We start from the raw sequence: 23,013 nt of genomic DNA on the forward strand, positions 1-23,013 counted from the left end.
CCTGGAAATGATCCGCCAGGGGCTTGGTGCGCCGCTGATCGTGCTGGCCCTGCTGGCCATGGTCGTGGTGCCGCTGGCCGCGCCGGTGCTCGACGCGCTGTTCACCTTCAACATCGCCATCTCGCTGATGGTGCTGCTGGCGGTGGTCTACGTGAAACGCCCGCTGGACTTCACGATCTTCCCGATCGTGCTGCTGATCACCACCATGCTGCGGCTGGCACTGAACGTCGCCTCCACCCGCGTCATCCTGCTCAACGGCCAGAACGGCCACGACGCCGCGGGCAAGGTCATCGCCGCCTTCGGCGAATTCGTGATCGGCGGCAACTACGCGGTCGGCATCGTGGTGTTCGCGATCCTGACCATCATCAACTTCGTGGTGATCACCAAGGGCGCCGGCCGCGTCTCTGAAGTGACCGCGCGCTTCATCCTGGACGCCATGCCCGGCAAGCAGATGGCGATCGACGCCGACCTCAACGCCGGTTTGCTGACGCGTGAAGAAGCCAAGCTGCGCCGCGAGGAAGTACGCGAGGAAGCCGACTTCTACGGCGCGATGGACGGTGCCAGCAAGTTCATCCGCGGCGACGCCATCGCCGGCATCCTGATCCTGTTCATCAACATGCTCGGCGGCCTGGCCGTGGGCGTGCTGCAGCATGGCATGCCGTTCGGCGAGGCCGCTGCCACCTACACCCTGCTGTCGATCGGTGACGGCCTGGTGGCGCAGCTGCCGGCCCTGCTGGTCTCCAGCGCCGTGGCCATGCTGGTCACCCGCGCCTCGCGTTCGCAGGACATGGCCCAGGCCATGACCGGCCAGGTGTTCGGCCAGTACCGTGCGCTGGCGATCACCGCCGGCATCATCGGCGTGGTCGGCCTGGTGCCGGGCATGCCCAACGTCGCTTTCCTGACGCTGTCCGCGATCCTCGGCTTCATCGCCTGGAAGGTCTATCGCAAGGGCAAGGCTCCGGCCGCCGACGCCGCGGCCGGCGGCACCGATGCCGCCGCACTCAATGCGCTGGGCCGCCCGGCCGCGCCGGCACCGACCGCCGAACTGAGCTGGGACGAGCTGCGCCCGGTCGATCCGCTGGGCCTGGAGGTCGGCTACCGGCTGATCCCGCTGGTGGACAGCAACCAGGGGGGCGAACTGATGGCGCGCATCAAGGGCGTGCGCCGCAAGCTGACCCAGGACGTTGGCTTCCTGATTCCCTCGGTGCACATCCGCGACAACCTGGAACTGCCGGCCAACGGCTACCGCGTGCTGGTGCATGGCGTGCCTGTGGCCACCGCCGAAATCCACCCGGACCGCGAACTGGCGCTGGACCCGGGCAGTGCCCTCGGCGCGCTGGAAGGCATCGCCGGCAAGGACCCCGCCTTCGGCCTGGATGCCACCTGGATCCAGCCGCACCAGCGTGCCCAGGCCGAAACGCTGGGCTACACGGTGGTCGATCCGGCCACCGTGGTTGCCACCCACCTCTCGCACCTGATCCGCGAACACGCGCCGGAACTGCTCGGCCACGAGGAAGTGCAGCACCTGCTGGCCAACCTGGCCAAGAGCGCGCCCAAGCTCGTCGAAGATCTGACGCCGAAGGCGCTGCCGCTGTCGGCGGTGGTGCGCGTGCTGCAGAACCTGCTGGTGGAGCGCATTCCGATCCGCCAGCTGCGCAAGATCGCAGAGGCACTGGTCGAACACGCGCCCAGCAGCCAGGACCCGGCGGTGCTGACCGCTGCCGTGCGCACCGCACTGGGCCGCTTCATCGTGCAGGAGATCGCCGGAATGTCGGCGGAGCTGCCGGTGTTCACCCTCAACCCGCAATTGGAACGTGTCTTGCAGGAGTCCACGCAGGGCAACGGCGCCGCGCTGGAACCCGGACTCGCGGAGCGACTGCACCAGAGCCTGGCCGAATGTGTCAGCAAGCAGGAAGCGCGAAACGAGCCGGCGGTCGTGCTGGTACCGGGCCCGGTGCGCGCCGCGCTGGCGCGCCTGGTCCGCCACAGCGTTCCGTCGCTGTCGGTCCTGGCCTACAGCGAGGTGCCGGAGGACAAGCGCCTGAAGCTGGTCGGAACGATCAGCTGACGCCGCCCGCCGATGCGCCAGAAAACAGACACCACTTTCGAACCAACGCAACAGACAGATACCAAGGGGAACCCGCACCGTGCAGACCACCGACCACCCGAGTTCTCCGACCGCCACCCCGCCGTCTTCGTCCCGTGACCACAGCATGAAAATCAAACGATTCGTCGCCGCCGACATGCGCTCGGCCATGAACCTGGTGCGCAAGGAACATGGTCCTGACGCCGTGATCCTGTCCAACCGCCGGATCGAGGAAGGCATCGAGATCGTCGCCGCCGCCAACTACGACGAGAGCGCCGTGCAGCGCGCACTGGAAGCCTCGCGTCGTGACGTCGCTCCTCCGCCGGCACCCAAGCCGCGTACCGCCGCCGATGCGGTGATCGCTGCGGTGACCCGCCGCCGCAGCGCTACCCCGGCGCCGGAGCCGGTGGCCGCCACCACCTCGGCCGTGGCCGCCCTCGCCCGTGCGGCCGTCGGCGCCACCGGCCGCACCCTGGACAGCGCCGACGAGATCGTACCGACCCGCGGCAGCACCGGCTTCGCCGCCACACTGGCGCGCGCCGCCGTCAACGAACCGGCGCTGCCGGAACAGATCTTCGCCCCGTTCGCCGAGGCCATCGTCGCACCGGCGCCGGCCGCCATCGCGCCGGCCAACCGCGCCCGCTTCCAGATCGACCCGCCACACGACATGCATCACGAAAGCGTGGCCCCGGCCGTGCAGCCGCCGCCGCTGCCGAACGCCGCCGCGATCGACGCGCAGCCCGCCATGGCCGCCAGCGAACCGGCAACGCCCGAAGCCGTCGTCGAAGCCAGTCCGGCCCCCGTGCTGGCCCCGGCACCGACGCTGACCGTGGTCGCCCAGGACGACGCCGAGATCCGCCAGCTGCGCCAGGAAGTGGCCGGCATGCGCCAGGTGATCGAGCGCGAGATGAATCGCTTCACCGACGAGCGCCTGCGTGGCTGCCCGGTGCGCGCCACCGCGCTGGACCTGATGGACGAGTACGGCTTTGATGCCGGCCTGGCCCGCGACGTGGCCATGCAGATTCCGCTGGAGACTGAAGCCCACCGTGGCCGCGGCCTGATGCTGGGGCTGATCTCGCGCAAGCTGCCGATCGCCCCGGTCGACCCGCTGGAGGAAGGCGGCGTGATCGCCCTGGTCGGCCCGACCGGCGCCGGCAAGACCACCACCATCGCCAAGCTGGCCTCGCGCTTCGCCGAGAAACACGCGCCGCGTGACGTCGCCCTGGTCACCACCGACACCACCCGCATCGGCGCCCGCGAGCAGCTGTACGGCTACGGCCGCCAGCTCGGCATCGCCGTGCACGAAGCCAACAGCGGCACCGACCTGGACCAGCTGCTGGAGCGGCTGAAGGACTACAAGCTGGTGCTGATCGACACCGCCGGGCTGGGCCCGCGCGACCGCGCACTGGCCGCCCAGCTGCAGTGGCTGCGCGCCGCCCGCCAGGTGCGCACCCTGCTGGTGCTGCCGGCCAACACCAGCTTCGGCGACATGGACGAAGTGGTCCGCCGCTTCGGTGCGGCCAACCTGCAGGGCCTGGTGCTGAGCAAGCTGGACGAGACCGGCCGCTTCGGCAACGCCCTGTCGGTGGCCGTGGACCACGCCCTGCCGATCACCTGGGTGACCGATGGCCAGGACGTTCCGGACGACCTGCACCGGGCCAGTGCAGCCAATCTTGTACTTCGCCTTGAAGATTTGCGCCGAGCGGCCGATATGCCCTGCAACCCGGAGTTGAACCATGCCGTCGCGTGAGTACGCCAAGCTGACCAAGACCTTCCCGCTGTCGGCCACCCGCAGCGAGCCGCTCGGCCCTGTGCGCACCATCGCCGTGACCGGCGGCAAGGGCGGCGTGGGCAAGACGAATGTGTCGGCCAACCTGGCCGTGGCGCTGGCCGGCATGGGCAAGCGCACGCTGCTGCTGGACGCCGACCTTGGCCTGGCCAACATCGACGTGATCCTGGGGTTGAACCCCACCTTTACGCTGGCCGACCTGGTCGCCGGCCGCTGCTCGCTGGAAGACGTCATCGTCGAAGGCCCGAACGGCGTGCTGGTGGTGCCGGCCGCATCCGGCCGCCGGCACATGGCCGAGCTGGCCCCGGCCGAGCACGTCGGCCTGGTCAACGTGTTCTCCGAGCTGGAACGTGAACTGGACATCATGGTGGTCGACACCGCCGCGGGCATCACCGACGGCGTGCTGACCTTCTGCCAGGCCGCGCAGGACACCGTGGTGGTGGTCTGTGACGAACCGGCTTCGATCACCGACGCCTACGCGCTGATCAAGGTGCTCTCGCGCGAACGCGGCGTGGACCGCATCCAGGTGGTGGCCAACATGGTGCGCGACCCCAACGAGGGCCGCGTGCTGTACGAGAAGCTGACCCGCGTCTGCGAGAAGTTCCTCGCCGATGTCTCGCTGAACTACCTGGGCTGCGTGCCGCAGGACGACTGGCTGCGCCTGTCGGTGCAGCGCCAGCAGCCGGTGGTGAAGGCCTATCCGTCCAGCCCCGCAGCGCTGGCGATCACCGAGATCGCCCGTCGCACCGCACGCTGGCAGGCGCCGACCGAACCGCGTGGCGGCGTCGAGTTCTTCCTCGAGCGCATCCTCAAGCAGCGCGGGGTGGCCGCATGAAAGGCGCAGCCCAGTACCGGGAGGTCCAGCGCTCGGCGGCCAACGAAGTCATCGCCCAGCACTCGGACCTGGTGCGGCGCATCGCCCACCACCTGGCCGCGCGGTTGCCTGCCAGCGTTGAAGTGGACGACCTGATCCAGGCCGGCATGATGGGCCTGATCGAGGCCTCGCGCAGCTACGACGCCGACCAGGGCGCCTCGTTCGAGACCTATGCCTCGATCCGCATCCGCGGCTCGATGATCGACGAGATCCGCCGTGGCGACTGGGTACCGCGCTCGGTGCACCGCCGTGCCCGCGATGCCGCCGCCACCATCCGCCGCCTGGAACAGAGCAGTGGCCGCGCCGCCAGCGCCACCGAAGTGGCCGCCGCGATGGAGATGCCGCTGCCTGAATACCTGCGGTTGATGGAAGACGCCGCACGCGGCCAGGTGCTGAGCCTGGAGTCGCGCATCGAGGACCAGGGCGAGCTGGACACCGTCGCCCAGGGCGGCCCGACCCCGCAGCAGGTGCTGGAGCGCGGTGAGTTCGGCCGCGAACTGGGCAAGGCCATCGGCCACCTGCCCGAGCGCGAACAGCTGGTGCTCTCGCTCTATTACGAGCAGGAACTGAACCTGAAGGAGATCGGCGCGGTGCTCGGCGTAAGCGAGTCGCGGGTCTGCCAGATCCACGGACAGGCGGTACTGCGCCTGCGTGGCCGATTGAAAATCTTCGAGGCCGCCGACGCCGGCCTGGAAGAATGAACATGCCCGAGGCGGCTGCCCCCGGCCGCCCGGAATGAACAACAAAGGAACTCTGCTTTGAACAAGAACATGCGCATCCTGATCGTCGACGACTTCTCGACCATGCGTCGAATCGTCAAGAACCTGCTGGGCGATCTGGGCTTCACCAACACCGCCGAAGCCGAGGACGGGCATGCCGCGCTGTCGCTGCTGCAGAGCCAGCCGTTCGATTTCGTCGTCACCGACTGGAACATGCCGGTGATGACCGGCATCGAGCTGCTGAAAGCGATCCGCGCCGATGCCAAGCTGAAGACCCTGCCGGTGCTGATGGTCACCGCCGAAGCCAAGCGCGAGCAGATCATCGAAGCCGCCCAGAACGGCGTGAACGGCTACATCATCAAGCCGTTCACGGCGCAGACCCTGGAAGAGAAGCTGGGCAAGATCTTCGAACGCCTGGCGGCCAGCGCCTGATGGATACCACGGTCGACAGGAACGCCCTCGCCCTGCGCCTGCAGGAAGCCCTGGACGCACTGGAGTCCGGTGACGAAGCCGCCTGGCGGCAACGCATCGACGGACTGGTCGCGCTGCGTACGCAGCCGATGATGAGCGGCCTCTCGCGGCTGGCCCGCGAGCTGGGACAGGCGCTGGGTGAACTGCCGACCGTGCCCAGCGAGGCCGGTGAGCTGGACGACGCCTGCGCACGCCTTGACCACGTGGTGGCGATGACCGAACAGGCCACGCACCGCACCCTGGACCTGGCCGAGGAATGCCGCAGCCTGACCGAGCAACTGCGCGCCGAAGGCCTGCAGCCGGGCCAGGACGCGCAGCTCGAGCGCATCCGCCACAACCTGACCGAGATCGCCCTGACCCAGAGCTACCAGGACCTGACCGGGCAGATCATCCGTCGCGTGGTCGGCATCGTCCGCCGCGTGCACGAAGGCTTCGGCGCGCTCGGCCTGCCGCCGGAACAGCATCGCACCGACCCGGAACTGGCCGGGCCGGCACTGAAGGGACTGGACCGCCACGCGGTCTCGCAGAACGACGCCGACGACCTGTTGTCGGATCTGGGGCTGTAAGCATGAGCGCGGTATCCGACGACATCACTGCCGATTTCATCATCGAGGCCCAGGAAATCCTGGATCGCCTGGGCGAACAGCTGGTGTCGCTGGAGCAGGCACCGCAGGACACCGAGCAACTCAACGCGGTGTTCCGCGGCTACCACACGCTCAAGGGCGGCGCCGGCTTCCTTGGCGTCACCGCCATGGTCGAGCTGTGCCACGCCGCTGAAGAAGCCCTGGGCATCGCGCGTGCCGGGCAGGCGGTACTGCAGGCCCACCACTTCGACGCCGCCCAGCAGTCGCTGGACTACCTGCAGTCGATGCTGGACGCCGTGTCCTCCGGTACCGAGCCGGGCTATGCGCCGCCGGACCTGATCGCGCAGTTCGACATGCACGGCGGCACTGCCGCGCCGGTGGCTGTAGCCGCACCTGCGGCGGGCGGCAGCGACCTGATCACCGACGACGAGTTCGAGGCCCTGCTCGACCAGCTGCACGGCGGCAACGCGCCGACCGCGGTCGCGGCGGCGAAGAAGGCCGACGATGGCCTGATCAGCGAAGACGAGTTCGAAGCCCTGCTGGACCAGCTGCACGGTGGCGCTGCGCCAGGCGCGAAGCCTGCTGCCGCCATCGCGGCGGCACCCGCCGCAGCACCTCGCCCGGCACCTGTCCCGGCGCCCGCAGCCAAGCCGGCGGCCAAGCCGATGGCCGAGGCCGAGCACACTGTGCGCGTGGACACCAAGCGCCTGGACGCGATCGTCAACCTGATCGGCGAACTGGTGCTTTCCCGCAACCGCCTGAAGACCCTGCGTGCACGCCTGCGCGACGAGGAGCTGGACCGCGCCGTATCGACGCTGGACATCGCCACTGCGCGCCTGCAGTCGGCGGTGATGCGTACCCGCATGCAGCCGGTGGGCAAGGTGTTCTCGCGCTTCCCCAAGGTCGCCCGCGACGTTGCCCGTTCGCTGAAGAAGGAAGTGGACCTTGAGCTGGTCGGCGCCGAGACCGAGCTCGACCGCAACCTGGTCGAAGCGCTGGCCGACCCGCTGGTGCATCTGGTCCGCAACGCCATCGACCACGGCGTGGAAATGCCCGACCTGCGTGAAGCACAGGGCAAGCCGCGGATGGGCCATGTGCGCCTGTCCGCCCAGCAGGAAGGTGACTACGTCAGCATCGAGGTGCAGGACGATGGCGCCGGCATCGACCCCGAGAAACTGCGTGCCAAGGCGCGCGAGAAGGGCCTGATCGACCCGGAAGCCGCTGCCCGCCTGAGCAGCGAGGAGTGCCTGCACCTGGTGTTCCTGCCCGGCTTCTCGACCAAGCAGCAGGTTACCGATATTTCCGGCCGTGGCGTGGGCATGGACGTGGTGCAGTCGCGCATCCGCGAGCTGAGTGGCCAGATCCAGATCCAGTCGGAACTGGGTCGTGGCAGCCGCTTCCTGATCCGCGTGCCACTCACCCTCGCGATCCTGCCGACCCTGCTGGTGCAGGCCGGCGAGGACGTCTACGCGCTGCCGCTGGCGCGCGTGATGGAAGTGCTGCACGCGCCGCGCACATCGCTGGGCTGGTTCGATGGCCGCGCCGTGCTCGACCGCCGCTCGCACACCCTGCCGCTGGTCGACCTGCGCCAGTGGCTGGATGTGACGCCCGCCGCGTCGACCCTGCTGACCATCGTGGTGCTGCAGGCCGGCGAAGCGCGCTTCGGCCTGGTCGTGGACCAGGTGCGCGGGCGCGAGGAAGTGGTCATCAAGCCACTGCCCAAGACCCTGCGCGGCCTGCGCGGTTACGCCGGTGCAACCTTGATCGGCGATGGTCGCATGGCACTGATCCTGGACGTGGACGGCATACGCTGAACCCCGCCGGGCATGGCCCGGCGACCCGAAAACTGTGACTACCGTCTGTACGCGTTCTCCCGGTGTCTCAAGTCCCATTCATACAAGCCGATACCGGAACCATGGATAGACTCAGCCTCATTGGACTCTTTCTCGCCCTGGCCTCGCTGGTCGGTGGCAGCATCCTCAAGGGCGCCGGCCTGGCGTCCCTGTGGTCGCCTGCGGCGTTCGTGATCGTCATCGTCGGCACCGTGGCCGCGATCCTGCTGCACACCTCGCCGGCGGTGTTCAAGCATGCGTTCAAGATCGTGCGCTGGGTCGTGCGCCCGCCGCACAGCGATCGCCGCGAACTGATCCAGCAGATCGTCGAGTGGAGCAACATCGCCCGCCGCCAGGGCCTGCTGGGCCTGGAGTCACAGGTGGAAGCGCAGCAGGACCCGTTCCTGCGCAAGGGCCTGCAGCTGCTGGTGGACGGCGTTGAACCCGAATCGATGCGTCACATGCTGGAGATCGAACTGGGCAGCCAGGAACACCAGGACCAGGCTGGCGCCAAGGTCTTCGAAGCGATGGGCATCTACGCACCCACGCTGGGCATCATCGGTGCGGTCCTCGGCCTCATTGCGGTGATGAAGAACCTGGCCGACCCGAGCAAGCTCGGCCACGGCATCGCTGCAGCGTTCACCGCCACCATCTACGGCATCGCCTCGGCCAACCTGTTGTTCCTGCCGATCGCTGCCAAGCTCAAGAGTGTGATCTCGCACAACACCCGCGACCGCGAGATGGTCATCGAAGGCCTGATCTCGATCGCCCAGGGCGAGAACCCGCGCAACATCGAAACCAACCTCTCCGGCTTCCTGCACTGACATGGCCCGCCGCAAGCACCACGAAGAGCACGCCAACCATGAAGCATGGGCGATCCCCTATGCCGACCTGATGACGCTGCTGCTCGCCTTCTTCGTGGTCATGTACGCGATCTCCTCGGTCAACGAAGGCAAGTACCGGATCATGGCCGACGCGCTTACCGATGCCTTTGGTGGCGCGCCGCGCACGATCAACCCGGTGCAGGTCGGCAACAAGCAGGTGCAGGGCGGCGGCTGGGACAGCCCGTCGGTGATCAAGTCCGGCACCAAGATCGGACCGTCCGCACCGGCACCCTCGCACGACCCGACCCTGCTGCCGTCGATGGCCTCGCAGATGCGCATGCCTGTTTCGGTACACAACCAGGAACAGATCGCGCGCGCCGAGCGCCAGCTCAACAGCATCGCCGACCGCCTCACCGCCGCGCTGGCGCCGCTGATCGACCGCGGCATGATCAGCGTACGCCGCACCGAGCTGTGGATCGAAGTCGAAATCAACAGCGACATCCTGTTCCCCACCGGCTCGGCCGCGCTGGACGTGCATGCGCGGCAGACCCTGGCCAGCCTGGCCGAAGTGCTGCGCGACGTGCCCAACAGCGTGCGCGTGGAAGGTCATACCGACAACGTGCCGATCGCCACCGCCACCTTCCCGTCCAACTGGGAACTGTCGGCCGGACGCGCCGCCAGCGTGGTGCACCTGTTCGCCGACCAGGGCGTGCAGCCGTCGCGGCTGGCGATGGTCGGCTATGGCCAGTTCCGCCCGCGCGAAGAGAATGACAGCGCGCAGGGCCGCAACCGCAACCGCCGGGTGATGGTCATCATCCTGGCCGACACTTCGCACTCGGTGGATCCGCTGGGCCAACGTCTGAACGCGGCCACCGGCGCCGCCGACAACAGCGCCACCGAACAGGCCGCAGCAACGCCGGCTACCGCTCCCACCTCTCCCATCGCACCGGTGAAGTTGCCGCCGGTGCCGGCTGGCAGCCGCGTCGGCGCCGCCGTTCCCCCGGCAATGAAGGAGTAAACCGATGCGCATCTGGGCAGTCGCCAACCAGAAGGGCGGAGTCGGCAAGACCACCACCACCCTCGCCCTCGGCCGTGGCCTGGCCGCACTTGGCCATCGTGTGCTGCTGATCGACCTCGATCCGCATGCCTCGCTCAGCCGCGCCTTCGGCGTGCCGGTGGATCCGCCGCCGGCCGGCGTGCTGGAACTGTTCGGCGCCCCGCCGGCAGATCTTTCCAGCCTGTGCCATGCCAGCAGCATCCACGGCCTGGACTATGTCTGCGCGCAGTCGGCGCTGGCCACGCTGGAGCGCCGCAGCGCCAACCAGCCCGGCCTCGGCCTGGCCCTGCAGAACGCGCTGGCGCGTCACCAGGGCCAACACGACTACATCCTGCTGGACTGTGCCCCCACCCTCGGCCTGTTGATGATCAACGCGCTGGCCGCTGCCGACCGCCTGATCATTCCCACCCAGGCCGAGCCGCTGGCCCTGCATGGCCTGGACGGCATGGTCCGCACCGGCGAGATGGTCGAGCGCTCGCGCCGCCGCCCCCTGCCGATCTCGATCCTGCCCACCCTGTTCGACCGCCGCACCCGCGCCGGCAACGAATCGCTGCGCACCATGCAGGATCGTCACGGCGCCCGGGTGTGGGAAGACGCCATTCCGATCGACACCCGCATCAGCAACGCCGCAGGCCTGACCCTGCCCAGCGTCGGCGAGGACTACCCGGGCCGTGGCCTGGCCGCCTACCGCCGGGCCCTGAACTGGATCCTCGGCGAGGATGCCCGCGCCCTGGAGCAGGCCGCATGAACAGCACAGGCGTACTGGACGACTACCTGGACGAACTGCTGGGCGAAGCGATCGCCGTGGCGCCACCGGCTGCACCGCCGCCGGCCAGCGACGAAGCGTGCCCGGCGATTGCAGCGGACGCCGAACGCGAGCCGACATGGGACGACCTGCCCGCCGAGGTCATCTACGAGACGGACGCCGTCGTCGCGCAGCCCGCTGCAGACGACGCAGCCCTGCAGGCCGCCTTCGAAGCCGCATCCACGCCCACGACCGCGGCCGTGACCGACACGGAACGCGAGCCCAGCTGGGACGACCTGCCGGCCGAAGTGATCTACGAGACCGGGACTGTCGCCGTGGCCGAGGACACGGCCGCACTCGAAGCCGCCTTCGAAGCCGCCACCAGCGGCAGCGCCGAGCCGCGCCCGGCAGGCGAAGCGGCTGCCGAACGCGAGCCGACCTGGGACGACCTGCCCGATGAGGTAATCCACGAAACGGAGCCCGTAGCAGCTCCTGCGGCAACGAGTGGCCCAGAGCCCACCTGGGACGACCTGCCCGACGAAGTGATCTACGAGACCGACGCGGCCGACAGCCATCACCTCGCCCACACTGACAGCCCAGGCCTGCAGGCAGCATTCGAAGCCGCCGCCGGTGGCGAGGATGTCCCAACGCCGCCACCGGCCGTGGTCGCGCCCCCTGCACCGCGCCCTGCCCCCGCCCCGGCCGTCCCAGCTGCACGCGCTGCCGCCGCGCCACCCCCGCGCGTTGCCGTGGATGCCCCGGCCAGCAGCCGTCCCGGCACCTGGCAGGAGCTGCAGGCACAGGCGCACCAGCCCGCCAGCAGCCCGCACCCGCAGAACCGCCGCGCCGGCGAGCGCACCTCGCGCTGGCTGCGCCTGCGCTGCGGAACCCAGGCGTATGCGCTGGAACTGCTGAAAGTGCAGGAAGTGGTGTTGCCGGTGCCGCTGCTGCCGTTGCGCGGCACCGCACCGGCGATGCTCGGAATCATGAACCTGCGTGGCCAGGTGGTGCCGGTGATGGACCTCGGCCTGCACCTCGGTGCTGCGGCGGCGGAAGACGACGCCCAGACCCGCATCGTGGTGCTGGAAGAGGACGGAGAGACCATCGGCCTGCGCGTGTCGGCCGTGGAGGACGTCGCCAACCTCACCGATTCGCAGATCGAACCCCCGGATACCGCCCGCATCTGCCAGATCTCCAATGATCTGTTCCGTGGCGTGGCCCGGGTCAGCCAGCGACCGATGATCCTGCTGGACGCCACACGGCTGTTGAGTTGAGCGAAAAAGGGGACGGAGGGGATTAAGTCGCAAATGCCCGCGCCCGTCCGAGGCTACCTGTGGAAACGGCGACCGCGCAGCGGGGACGTAAGGTGTTGATCCAACGGATCAATTCCTTGCGTCCACGACAGGTAACGCGTCGGCGCGAAACGCCGACTCGGCTGATGGCCGGGCAGATCGCAGGGGCGATTGCGACTTAATCCCCTCCGTCCCCTTTTTGATGGCGACCGCGCAGTGGGGACGGCAGGCGCCGATGCGCAGCATCGGCATCTCCCGTCCCCGAAGAACACCGCATCGACGCGCCGCGTCGATTCCCCTAAAGAACCCTGCCGGGGTGCCGTTATGGATCACGGAACCGTTTGTCCGGAGCAACGATGAGCACTGTCGAACTGGGTGAGGATCTCGGCATCGAGAGCAGCACCGAGCTCAAGAACCGCCTCGCCCCGCTGGTGGCGCAGGCAGGCGAGCTGACCCTGGATGCAAGCCAGGTCGCCCGCATCCACACGGCCGCCGTGCAGGTGCTGTGTGCATTCGTGCAGGCCCGCCGCGAGGCAGGCCTGGGCACCGGCTTCCACGGTTGCACCGCAACCTTCCGTGACGCCGCGCGCCTGCTGGGCGTCACCCAGGCCCTGGGCCTGGACGTAACCCATGACAACCTGAAATCTGTGGAGAACGCTGCATGAGCGCACGTATCTTGGTGGTGGACGATTCGGCGTCGATGCGCCAGATGGTTTCCTTCGCCCTCACCTCGGCCGGTTTTGCCGTCGAAGAAGCCGAAGACGGCGCGGTCGCGCTCGGTCGCGCCAAGGGCCAACGCTTCAACGCGGTGGTCACCGACGTCAACATGCCGAACATGGACGGCATCGCGCTGATCCGCGAACTGCGCCAGCTGCCGGACTACAAGTTCACCCCGCTGCTGATGCTGACCACCGAATCGGCCGCCGACAAGAAGTCCGAAGGCAAGGCCGCCGGCGCCACCGGCTGGCTGGTCAAGCCGTTCAATCCGGAACAGCTGGTCGCCACCGTGCAGAAAGTGCTGGGCTGATCGCCCCGCACCGCTCCCCTTCTTCGCTTCCGGACCACCACTGCCATGAGCATGGACCTGCAACGCTTCCACGCCACCTTCTTCGAGGAGAGCCGCGAAGGCCTCGACGCGATGGAGGCTGGCCTGCTGGCCCTGGAATCGGGGCAGCAGGACGCGGAGATCATCAATTCGGTGTTCCGCGCCGCCCACTCCATCAMGGGCGGCGCCGGCACCTTCGGCTTCGACGCCATCGCCGGCCTGACCCACGTGCTGGAAACGCTGCTCGATGAGCTGCGTGCCGGCAAGCGGGCCCTGGAAGGCCACGCTGTCGATGCCATGCTGTCCTCGGTGGATGTGCTGCGCGCACTGCTGCGCGAGGCCGAGCACGGCCAGGCTGCCGACCCTGCCGCTGTCGCAGCGGTGAAGGCACGCCTGGAAGCCGTTCTCTCCGGCCAGGCCGCACCGAGCGTGCCGGCCGCTGCCGCCGCCGCCAAGGTGGACGATACGCCGGAAGCCTGGCAGATCGGTTTCACCCCGGCACCTTCGTTGTTCATGAGCGGCAACGACCCCTTGCGCATCATCCGCGAACTGGAACACCTCGGTTCGCTGCAGGTGGCCGCGCGCATGGAGCGCCTGCCCGGCTTTGCCCAGCTCGACCCGCTCGAGGCCCACCTGGCATGGGACCTCGGTCTGGTCGGCAAGGTGCCGCGCAGCAAGATCGAAGACACCTTCGCCTGGGTACTGGACGACTGCGAGCTGGACATCCGTCCGGCAGCGCCGCCGAGCCTGGCTACCCAGGCCCCCGTTGCAGCAGCCCCTTCCACACCTGCTGCCGTCGTACCGGCGGCACCTGCTGCGCCCGCCGCCAGCGGCGCTGCCAGCCAGGAAGCCGAGACATCGATCCGCGTCAGCGTCGACAAGGTCGATGCGCTGATCAACCTGGTCGGCGAACTGGTCATCACCCAGGCCATGCTCAAGCAGGTCTCGCACGCGCTGGACCCGGTCCACGCCGAGAGCCTGTTCGCCGGCCTGGACCAGCTGGAACGCAACACCCGCGACCTGCAGGAAGCGGTGATCGGCGTGCGCATGCTGCCGGTCGATGCGGTGTTCCGCCGCTTCCCGCGCCTGGTCCGCGACCTTTCCAGCCGCCTGGGCAAGCAGGTGCGCCTGCGCACCGTCGGCGAAGGCACCGAGCTGGACAAGGGCCTGATCGAGAAGATCGCCGATCCGCTGGTGCACCTGGTGCGCAATTCGATCGACCACGGCCTGGAAATGCCCGACGTGCGTCGCGGCGCGGGCAAGGACGAGACCGGCACGATCACCCTGGCCGCATCGCACCAGGGCGGGCACATCGTCATCGAAGTGAGCGACGACGGCCGCGGCCTGGATCGCGCCAAGATCCTGGCCAAGGCCACCGAACGTGGTCTGGCCGTGCCGGACAACCCGACCGATTCGCAGGTCTGGGACCTGATCTTCCAACCCGGCTTCTCCACCGCCGATGCAGTCACCGATCTGTCCGGGCGCGGCGTCGGCATGGACGTGGTCCGCCGCAACATCCAGGCGCTGGGTGGCGAGGTGCAGATCGAAAGCAGCCTCGGCGCCGGCACCCGCACGCTGATCCGCCTGCCACTCACCCTGGCCATCCTCGATGGCATGACCGTAGCGGTGGCGGGCGAGACGCTGATCCTGCCACTGGCCTACGTCCTGGAGGCCCTGCAGCCGCAGCCCGAGGACATCCGCAGCATGGCCGGCGAAGGCCGCGTGCTGCGCGTGCGTGGCGAGTACCTGCCCATCCTCTCGCTGAGCGAGTACTACGGCTACGGCAACCGTGCACCGGGCAGCGAATCGCTGGTGGTCGTGGTCGAAGGCGATGGCCAGAAGATCGCACTGGAAGTGGACGAGCTGGTCGGCCAGCAGCAGGTGGTGGTGAAGAACATCGAGAACAACTACCGCCGCATCGGCGGGGTGTCCGGTGCCACCATCCTCGGCGATGGCCGCGTGGCCCTGATCGTCGACATCGGCGGCCTGGTACGCTCGCTGCGGATGCCGCAGGCCGCCTGATCCACGCTGCAGGCGTGTACTGGACCGCCGCCCTTCGGGGCGGCGGTTTTTGTTTGCGCGCGCCCTGCCAAGGGATCTGACCCCAACCCACTGCGCCCTGTATTCCGTGAACTCCGTCGACGCGAAGGTTTCGCGCGCAACTACGTCATGCAAGCGCGAGCCCCGCCACGGCGGCACTTTCGCGCCGTCATCCCTACGCAACCGAATGTGATCTGCGTCCATAAAGTCCATCCGAACTGCGCCGCTATTTCGCTTTGACGGCCGTCACCGAACCCCCACCGGGCACCACCGTTCGCTCTGCAACCACCCCCAGCCGACGCAACAGCGCCGGCGCCCTGCCCACCTGGAGCACCCTGCATGAAGTGGTTCCACGATCTGCCCATCGCCCGCAAGCTGGCCGTGGGGTTCACCCTCACCACCCTGATGACCGTCGTACTGGGTGCCTTCGCCCTGGTCCGCCTGTCCGAGGCCAACGCGCAGCTGAGCGCCATGGCCTCCAACGATATTCCGTCCGTGCAGTACCTCGGCGAAGTGCGCTCGCAGCTGGGTGAGTTCCGTACCTATGAGCTGGCCCAGCTGAGCATGCTGGACCAGCCCGAGAAGGTGGCCGACTACAACAAGCGCATGGACGACACCGCCGCCGTCGTGCGCGAACAGCTGGCCGCGTACGCCAAGCTGCCGGCCGGCGCCAAGGAGCGCGAGCTCTACCGCGCCGTGCAGGCCGACGTCGATGGCTACTTCGCAGCCAATGCCAAGCTGCGCGAAGCGGCCACTGCCGGCGATGGCGTCGTCGCACGGCAGATCTCCGACGACCAGTCGCGCCCACTGCGCCGCAAAGCCTTTGAAGACCTCAAGGCACTGGGCGCGTACAGCAGCTCGCTGATGCAGGGCAAGATCGACAACGCCAATGCCACCCACCGCAACAGCATGCTGGCTATCATTGCCGCCGTCGTATTGCTGGTTGTGGTCGCCGCAACCCTGGCGGTGGTCATCTCACGCGCCGTGGTCGGCCCGCTCGGCAAGGCCGTGAACGCCATCCAGGCCGTCGCACGCGGCGACCTCAGCGTCACCACCCAGAGCACCGGCAAGGACGAGGCTGGCCGCATGCTGGCGGCCACCACCGAAATGACCGCGATGCTGCGCCGCTTCTCCGAGCAAACCCAGCTGATGGCGCAGATGCACGCCGGCCCGGACATCAGCCACCGCATTCCGGAAGACTTCCCGGGCGTCTACGGGCAGCTGGCCAGCGGCATCAACACGGTCATCTTCGAGCATCTCGACTCGATCCGCGATGCCATCGACGTGCTCAACCAGTACGCCACCGGCAACCTTACCCCGGACGCACGCCGCCTGCCGGGCAGCCGCGCGATCCTGCACGAGTCGATGGATGCGGCCAAGGCCAGCCTGCTGGCCATCAACACGCAGATCCAGCAGCTGGCCTCGGCCGCCGCCGCCGGCGACTTCAGCCAGCGCGGTGATGCGCAGCGTTTCGATCACGATTTCCGCGTGATGATCGAGCAGCTCAACAGCATGATGCAGGTGGCCGACGGCAACCTCGGCCAGCTCTCGCAGCTGCTGCAGTCGATCGCTGCCGGCGACCTGACCGCGCGCATGGACGGCCAGTTCAACGGCGTGTTCGCGCGCATGCGTGACGACGCCAATACCACTGTCGCGCAGCTGACCCAGATCGTCGGCCAGATCCAGGCCAGTGCCTCCAGCATCACCCTGGCCGCCGGCGAGATCGCCTCCGGCAACAGCGACCTGTCGCGCCGCACCGAGCAGCAGGCCGCCAACCTGGAAGAAACCGCCGCCTCGATGGAGGAACTGACCTCCACCGTGCGCCAGAACGCCGAACACGCCCGCCAGGCCAACCAGCTCGCCATCGGCGCGCATGGCGTCGCCTCGCAGGGCGGTGAAGTCGTCGGCCAGGTGGTCACCACCATGTCGGCCATCGAAGCCTCGTCGAAGAAGATCGCCGAGATCATCAGCGTCATCGACGGCATCGCCTTCCAGACCAACATCCTGGCGCTGAACGCGGCGGTGGAAGCCGCGCGTGCTGGTGAACAGGGTCGCGGCTTCGCCGTGGTCGCCAGCGAAGTGCGTACCCTCGCCCAGCGCTCGGCTGCGGCCGCCAAAGAGATCAAGGGCCTGATCGATGATTCGGTCGGCAAGGTCGCCGAAGGCTCCAGCCTGGTCCACCAGGCCGGCAACACCATGGGCGAGATCGTCGCCTCGGTGCAGCGCGTGACCGACATCATGGCCGAGATCTCCGCCGCCTCTCAGGAGCAGTCGGCCGGCATCGAGCAGGTCAACCAGACCGTGGTGCAGATGGACGAAACCACCCAGCAGAACGCGGCGCTGGTGGAGGAAGCCACGGCGGCCGCGCGTGCAATGGAAGACCAGGCCGTGCAGCTGGGCGAAGCCGTGGCGCGCTTCCGGCTGGCATCGCAGGGCGTCGCCGCTGCGCCGGCACGGCTGGCAAATGCGCCGCAGCCACGCCAGGTCGCGGCCGCCCTGCCCGCCGCCAAGGCAGCATCGGCACGACCGTTGCGCACATCGGCCGCCCAGCCGGCGCTGGCTGCCGAGGGTGATTGGCAGGAGTTCTGATGTACCCGGGGTCAGCTCCCTTTCCCACGGGAAAGGGATCTGACCCCTTACGCATGGAAAGTGATGCAAATCTCACTTCATAATCCAATGCAGAGGCCGATATCCCCATCGAGCCTCGCGCCAACGCGTGCTGGCGCCCGCCCCTGATCACAGATTCCATGTCCGACGGCCACGACACTGAACTGCACGATGTCCACGCGGCCGACGCCGCGGACGAACGCTTCCTGGTCCGCAACCCCCGCCAGCTGCGGCAGCTGCTGCGCTCGCTGATCGACCAGCGATCGCTGATCAATGCGCATATCGACGGCCGGGATCGTTCGTTCCCGACCGCCCTGCTTGATCTCGACGAGGACGAAGACTACCTGCTGCTCGACGGCAGCCCGCAGGAGGCATCGAACCGCGCCGCCGAGCAGGCCGACCATCTGCTCTGCTTCGCCCAGCTTGAACGTGTCCTCGTGCGGTTCCGCCTGCACGCGCTGCAGCGCGTGGACAACGATGGCCACGTCGCCTTCCGCGCCCCGCTGCCGGACGAACTGGTGCACCTGCAGCGCCGCGAGCTGTACCGGCTGGAGACCCCGGTCACCGACTCGCCACAGCTGCTGCTGCCAGCCGGCGAAGCCCGCGCCGAAGCGCTGTCGATGCGGGTCGTGGACATCAGCGGTGGTGGCCTGGCCGTAGTGGTGCCCAACGACTGTGCCGTGTTCGGCCTGCAGAAGCGCTACCCGGCGCAGCTGTCGCTGCCCGATGGCCCGGACCTGGACATCGAACTGGTGGTCTGCAACCTGCTGCCACAGCGACAGCCCAACGGCATCGAGGTCAAGCGCGTGGGCATGCGCTTTGACAGCCTGCCGCGCGGTGGCGACAGCGCCATCCAGCGCTACATCTTCCGCATCGACCGCCAGCGCAAGGCCCGCCGCAACGGCGAGATGTAAGGTAGTGCCGGCCGCCGGCAGGCAACCCTGGAACGTATACCGGGGTCAGATCCCTTTTCCCTGGAAAGGGATCTGACCCCCATCCCCGACAACGTGGATACGGCTGCTGCCGGCCAGCGGCCGGTACTACCGCTTCCCGTGTAGATCCACGCCATGCGTGGATGCCCAACCCACGCCCCGGTAGATCCACGCCATGCGTGGATGCCTCTTCCCCGGCACCTAAAGTCCCCCCGCGCGGGGCCGATATCGAGCCTGACACCGGGACTTCCGGCAGAACCAGGACCCCTCGATGAACGACAAGACCAGCTCCGCCGCCAGCGCCGGTGGCGAATTCCTCAGCTTCACCCTCGGCGCCGAGCACTACGGCGTGGACATCCTCAAGGTGCAGGAAATCCGTGGCTACGATGCGGTCACCCGCGTGCCGGATGCCCCGGACTACATCAAGGGCGTGATCAACCTGCGCGGCACCATCGTGCCGGTCATCGACCTGCGCCTGAAGTTGCGCCTGGACAATGCCCGCTACGATGCCTTCACCGTGATGATCGTGCTCAATGTCGAAGACCGCGTGGTCGGCATCGTGGTCGACAGCGTGTCGGACGTGATCCCGCTGTCGGCCGAGCAGATCCGCCCGACCCCGGAGTTCGGCGCTGCGGTCGATACCCGCTTCATCTCCGGCATCGGCACCCACGACGACCGCATGCTGATCCTGCTGGACATCGAGACCCTGCTCGACAGCGCCGACATGGGCCAGACCGCCCTCGCCGAAGACGCTGCCGCCTGACCCAGCGGACCTGCTTCACGTTCTGGTCACAAAACCCTTCAGTTCCCCCCGGCAGTGCCGATAGGGGGACAGAAGCCGGTCGCGCAGGAGCGCGCGGAACCGGAACGACCATCACCATCCCCGGAGATACACCTCGATGAAGTCCCTGCTTGCGTTCGTTTCGGCCGCTGTCCTGGCCACCACCGCTTCCTCCGCGTTTGCCCAGGCGGCCGACATGATCCCGCCGGAACTGGCCCCGCGTTCGGTCGGCAAGGACGGCATGGTCTGTGGCAAGGTCGAAAAGGCCCGCTACGCAGAAGGTTCCGAAGGCCAGCCGACCTTCCTGTACATGGGCGGCGCCTTCCCGCGCCACACCTTCTCGGCCCGCATCGCCGGCGAGAACCGCGGCAAGTTCTCCTTCCCGCTGGAAACCCTGGAAGGCAAGACCGTGTGCGTGATCGGCAAGATCCAGCGCGACGCCTCGCGCGCGGAAATCGAAGTCAGCTCGCCGGCAGGCCTGAAGCTGGCCAACATCAAGTAATCCGCTGTCCGTCGAACCACGCCGGAGCTTGTGCCGGCGTGGTTTCTGCTGCAACCGGGCCCGATGCCCGGACGCGTCTGCCTTAGGAGATCGCAACGCCCATGCCGTGGATCAACAACCTGAAACTGATGCCGAAGCTGCTGTTGACCTTCGGTGTCCTCCTGCTGGTGATGCTGCTGCAGGGCATCGTCGCCTATCGCGGACTGCATTCGCTGAACAACGTCACCACCGAGTTGGCCGGTTCGCGCATGGAAAGCATCCGCATGGCCGGCGAGATGCGCGGCATGCTGGGCGAGTACCGCAATGCCGCCTACCAGCAGCTGATCCGCGCCAGCGATGACGTCAAGTCCGACGCGCGCAAGCAGGCCGTCGACCTGCGCACCAGCATGGACACGTCGATCAAGGACTACCCGAAGCTGGTCGACAACGCGCAGCAGAAGAAGCTGTTCGATACCTTCGCCAAGGAATGGAAGGACGCCCTGGCCTCCTATGACAGCGTCACCGAGATGCTGGAGCTGGACCTGCCGGACGATGCCATCGATACCTTCGTGGGCGAGACCCGTACCAAGCACCGCAAGGCTGCTTCGGCGCTGGAAGCGCTGATCGCCGAAGACAACCGCCTCGCCCGCGCCTCGCGCGAAGAGGCCGCATCCACCTATTCCGCCTCCGCCGTGCTGACCGTGATCGCCCTGTTGGGCGGCGCCGCACTCGGCCTGGTGCTGGTCTGGCTGTTCGCCCGCGCCCTGGTCGGCAGCGTGCGTGGCGCCGTTTCGGTCGCCAACGACGTCGCCGGCGGCAAGCTCGATGGCCACATTGATGTCAGCCGCCAGGACGAAGTGGGCGAGCTGATGCAGGCCATGCAGCGCATGCAGCGCGACCTGCGCGAGCGCATCGAAACCGACCAGGCCGTTGCCCGCGAGAACCTGCGCATCCGTACCGCGCTGGACTACAGCTCGACCGGCGTCTACCTGACCGATACCAGCAACACCATCGTCTACAGCAACCGCGCCCTGCAGCAGACCCTGAGCCAGTACCAGGATGAAGTGCGCCGCGACCTGCCGGACTTCGACGCCCAGGCCTCGCTGATCGGCAAGCCGGTCACCGTGCTGGAACACCGCGGCGAGATGGACCAGACCCTGCTGGGCAACCTGAAGGCGCACGGCGTCGCCCGTCGCCCGATGCAGTACGGCGATGCCCAGTTCGCGCAGGTGGTGTCGACCATCCGCAATGAAGGCGGCGACACCGTCGGCTACGTGGTGGAATGGCGCGACCGTACCCAGGAAGCCCTGGTCGAAGCCGAAGTGGCGCGCGTCATCGCCCAGGCGGCGGCCGGCGACCTGTCCGGCCGCATCGACGCCAGCGACAAGGAAGGCTTCTTCCTGCAGCTGGCGCAGCAGATCAACGGCCTGCTCGACGCCAATGCCGGCAGCATCGAACAGATCTCCGGCCTGCTCGCCGCGCTGTCGCAGGGTGACCTGACCGTGCGCATGCACGGCGACTACCAGGGCGTGTTCGCCCGCATGCGCGACGACGCCAACGCCACCGCCGCGCAGCTGAGTGAAATCGTCACCCGCATCAAGCAGTCCAGCCGCGCGATCAGCTCGGCCGCCGGCGAAATCGCCTCGGGCAACAGTGACCTGTCGCGCCGTACCGAGCAGCAGGCCGCCAACCTGGAAGAAACCGCCGCCTCGATGGAGGAACTGACCTCCACCGTGCGCCAGAACGCCGAACATGCACGCCAGGCCAACCAGCTCGCCATCGGCGCGCATGGCGTCGCCTCGCAGGGTGGCGACGTGGTCGGCCAGGTGGTCACCACCATGTCGGCCATCGAAGCCTCGTCGAAGAAGATCGCCGAGATCATCAGCGTCATCGACGGCATTGCCTTCCAGACCAACATCCTGGCGCTGAACGCCGCAGTGGAAGCCGCGCGTGCCGGTGAACAGGGCCGTGGCTTTGCCGTGGTCGCCAGCGAAGTGCGCACCCTGGCCCAGCGCTCGGCCGCCGCTGCCAAGGAGATCAAGGGCCTGATCGACGATTCGGTCGGCAAGGTCAACGACGGCTCGGCACTGGTGCACAAGGCCGGCGCGACCATGGGCGAGATCGTCGCCTCGGTGCAGCGCGTGACCGACATCATGGCCGAGATCTCCGCCGCTTCGCAGGAACAGTCGGCCGGCATCGAGCAGGTCAACCAGACCGTGGTGCAGATGGACGAAACCACCCAGCAGAACGCTGCGCTGGTGGAAGAAGCCACCGCCGCCGCGCGCGCGATGGAAGAACAGGCCGGCCACCTCAGCGAGGCGGTGTCGATCTTCGTGGTCGACGAAGCCGATACCGTGGTTGCCCCGTCGCGCGCCGCTGCCCCGGCCCCGCGTGTTGCCGCACCGGCAGCACCGGCTCCGGCTGCCCCGCCCGCCCGCCGCACCGCGGGTGGTCGCTCGATGGCCACCGAACTGGCGGACGGAGACTGGCAGGAATTCTGATGCCTGCCTGACCTGACGCACGAGAACGCCCTGGCCCTGCGCTGGGGCGTTTTCGTTTACGGGGTATCTGGATATCCAGCCAACGGCGAAGCCCCTCGGGGTGCTCGCGGAGAGCGGCGGATTTCCTTCGCTTGGGCCGGGAGGGTGGATTGCGCAGGGGACGCCGTGAACCCGTCCCTGGGGGCTTGGCCGCGGCATCCATGCCGCGGACACCCCTGCGCAATCCACCCTCCCGGCCACGGACAGTTTCCGTGCGCGTCCACCCCGGATTGAAGAAGCAAGAGCAAGAGCAAGAGCAAGAGCCGCCTTGCTTCCGGGGTCAGATMCGTTTTMCGCAGGAAAAMGGATMTGAC

General features: G+C 68.1%; 19 protein-coding genes. All 19 read left to right on the forward strand.

Annotated elements, in window-relative coordinates:
• The first annotated feature begins 7 nt into the window (after positions 1–7).
• The 19 genes from flhA (at position 8) to D7T59_RS15715 (ending at position 22,660) form a co-directional block, all read left to right on the forward strand.
• Positions 8–2,068, forward strand: coding sequence for a flagellar biosynthesis protein FlhA (gene flhA, locus D7T59_RS15625; protein ID WP_180853118.1), 2,061 nt, complete (start codon positions 8–10; stop codon positions 2,066–2,068).
• 145 nt (positions 2,069–2,213) lie between these two features.
• Entirely contained in the window at positions 2,214–3,836 is a 1,623-nt protein-coding gene (gene flhF, locus D7T59_RS15630) for a flagellar biosynthesis GTPase FlhF (RefSeq protein ID WP_180853112.1), read from the forward strand.
• On the forward strand, positions 3,823–4,710 hold the full coding sequence (locus tag D7T59_RS15635) for a MinD/ParA family ATP-binding protein (RefSeq protein WP_008267550.1): 888 nt from the start codon (positions 3,823–3,825) through the stop codon (positions 4,708–4,710). The genes flhF and D7T59_RS15635 overlap by 14 nt, the downstream gene beginning before the upstream one ends.
• The gene (locus D7T59_RS15640; protein WP_005413248.1) at positions 4,707–5,450 is read left to right on the forward strand and encodes an RNA polymerase sigma factor FliA; all 744 of its coding nucleotides are present in this window, start codon (positions 4,707–4,709) and stop codon (positions 5,448–5,450) included. The genes D7T59_RS15635 and D7T59_RS15640 overlap by 4 nt, the downstream gene beginning before the upstream one ends.
• Positions 5,451–5,507: 57 nt before the next feature.
• Positions 5,508–5,900: a chemotaxis response regulator CheY gene (gene cheY, locus D7T59_RS15645; RefSeq protein WP_005413247.1), complete on the forward strand. Its 393-nt coding sequence runs from the start codon at positions 5,508–5,510 to the stop codon at positions 5,898–5,900.
• Positions 5,900–6,505 carry a protein phosphatase CheZ gene (locus tag D7T59_RS15650; protein WP_049465790.1) on the forward strand — a complete coding sequence of 202 codons (606 nt, stop codon included), beginning with the start codon at positions 5,900–5,902 and terminating at the stop codon, positions 6,503–6,505. The genes cheY and D7T59_RS15650 overlap by 1 nt, the downstream gene beginning before the upstream one ends.
• A 2-nt stretch (positions 6,506–6,507) precedes the next feature.
• Complete coding sequence (locus tag D7T59_RS15655) at positions 6,508–8,337, forward strand: chemotaxis protein CheA (RefSeq protein ID WP_180853113.1); 1,830 nt, start codon at positions 6,508–6,510, stop codon at positions 8,335–8,337.
• Between the two features lie 101 nt (positions 8,338–8,438).
• Entirely contained in the window at positions 8,439–9,179 is a 741-nt protein-coding gene (locus D7T59_RS15660) for a flagellar motor protein (RefSeq protein ID WP_005409527.1), read from the forward strand.
• A 1-nt stretch (position 9,180) separates the two neighbouring features.
• Positions 9,181–10,197 carry a flagellar motor protein MotD gene (motD, locus tag D7T59_RS15665; RefSeq protein ID WP_164138320.1) on the forward strand — a complete coding sequence of 339 codons (1,017 nt, stop codon included), beginning with the start codon at positions 9,181–9,183 and terminating at the stop codon, positions 10,195–10,197.
• A gap of 4 nt (positions 10,198–10,201) precedes the next feature.
• Positions 10,202–10,984, forward strand: coding sequence for a ParA family protein (locus D7T59_RS15670; protein WP_071229213.1), 783 nt, complete (start codon positions 10,202–10,204; stop codon positions 10,982–10,984).
• On the forward strand, positions 10,981–12,255 hold the full coding sequence (locus D7T59_RS15675; RefSeq protein ID WP_180853114.1) for a chemotaxis protein CheW: 1,275 nt from the start codon (positions 10,981–10,983) through the stop codon (positions 12,253–12,255). Before D7T59_RS15670 ends, D7T59_RS15675 begins: the two co-directional genes overlap by 4 nt.
• Positions 12,256–12,629: 374 nt before the next feature.
• On the forward strand, positions 12,630–12,938 hold the full coding sequence (locus tag D7T59_RS15680) for an STAS domain-containing protein (RefSeq protein WP_005409522.1): 309 nt from the start codon (positions 12,630–12,632) through the stop codon (positions 12,936–12,938).
• Positions 12,935–13,300, forward strand: coding sequence for a response regulator (locus D7T59_RS15685; protein ID WP_005409521.1), 366 nt, complete (start codon positions 12,935–12,937; stop codon positions 13,298–13,300). The genes D7T59_RS15680 and D7T59_RS15685 overlap by 4 nt, the downstream gene beginning before the upstream one ends.
• A 45-nt stretch (positions 13,301–13,345) precedes the next feature.
• On the forward strand, positions 13,346–15,340 hold the full coding sequence (locus D7T59_RS15690; protein WP_180882686.1) for a chemotaxis protein CheA: 1,995 nt from the start codon (positions 13,346–13,348) through the stop codon (positions 15,338–15,340).
• Positions 15,341–15,697: 357 nt separating this feature from the next.
• Entirely contained in the window at positions 15,698–17,947 is a 2,250-nt protein-coding gene (locus D7T59_RS15695) for a methyl-accepting chemotaxis protein (RefSeq protein WP_180853116.1), read from the forward strand.
• Between the two features lie 158 nt (positions 17,948–18,105).
• Positions 18,106–18,879: a flagellar brake protein gene (locus D7T59_RS15700; protein ID WP_164139344.1), complete on the forward strand. Its 774-nt coding sequence runs from the start codon at positions 18,106–18,108 to the stop codon at positions 18,877–18,879.
• A gap of 289 nt (positions 18,880–19,168) precedes the next feature.
• Positions 19,169–19,660 carry a chemotaxis protein CheW gene (locus D7T59_RS15705; RefSeq protein WP_110712204.1) on the forward strand — a complete coding sequence of 164 codons (492 nt, stop codon included), beginning with the start codon at positions 19,169–19,171 and terminating at the stop codon, positions 19,658–19,660.
• Positions 19,661–19,796: 136 nt separating this feature from the next.
• On the forward strand, positions 19,797–20,180 hold the full coding sequence (locus D7T59_RS15710) for a hypothetical protein (protein ID WP_005409515.1): 384 nt from the start codon (positions 19,797–19,799) through the stop codon (positions 20,178–20,180).
• 101 nt (positions 20,181–20,281) lie between these two features.
• Positions 20,282–22,660: a methyl-accepting chemotaxis protein gene (locus D7T59_RS15715; RefSeq protein WP_180853117.1), complete on the forward strand. Its 2,379-nt coding sequence runs from the start codon at positions 20,282–20,284 to the stop codon at positions 22,658–22,660.
• Positions 22,661–23,013 lie beyond the last annotated feature (353 nt).

Origin of the sequence: Stenotrophomonas maltophilia, from assembly GCF_013464915.1 — a bacterium.
Taxonomy (GTDB): Bacteria; Pseudomonadota; Gammaproteobacteria; order Xanthomonadales; family Xanthomonadaceae; genus Stenotrophomonas; species Stenotrophomonas maltophilia_AT.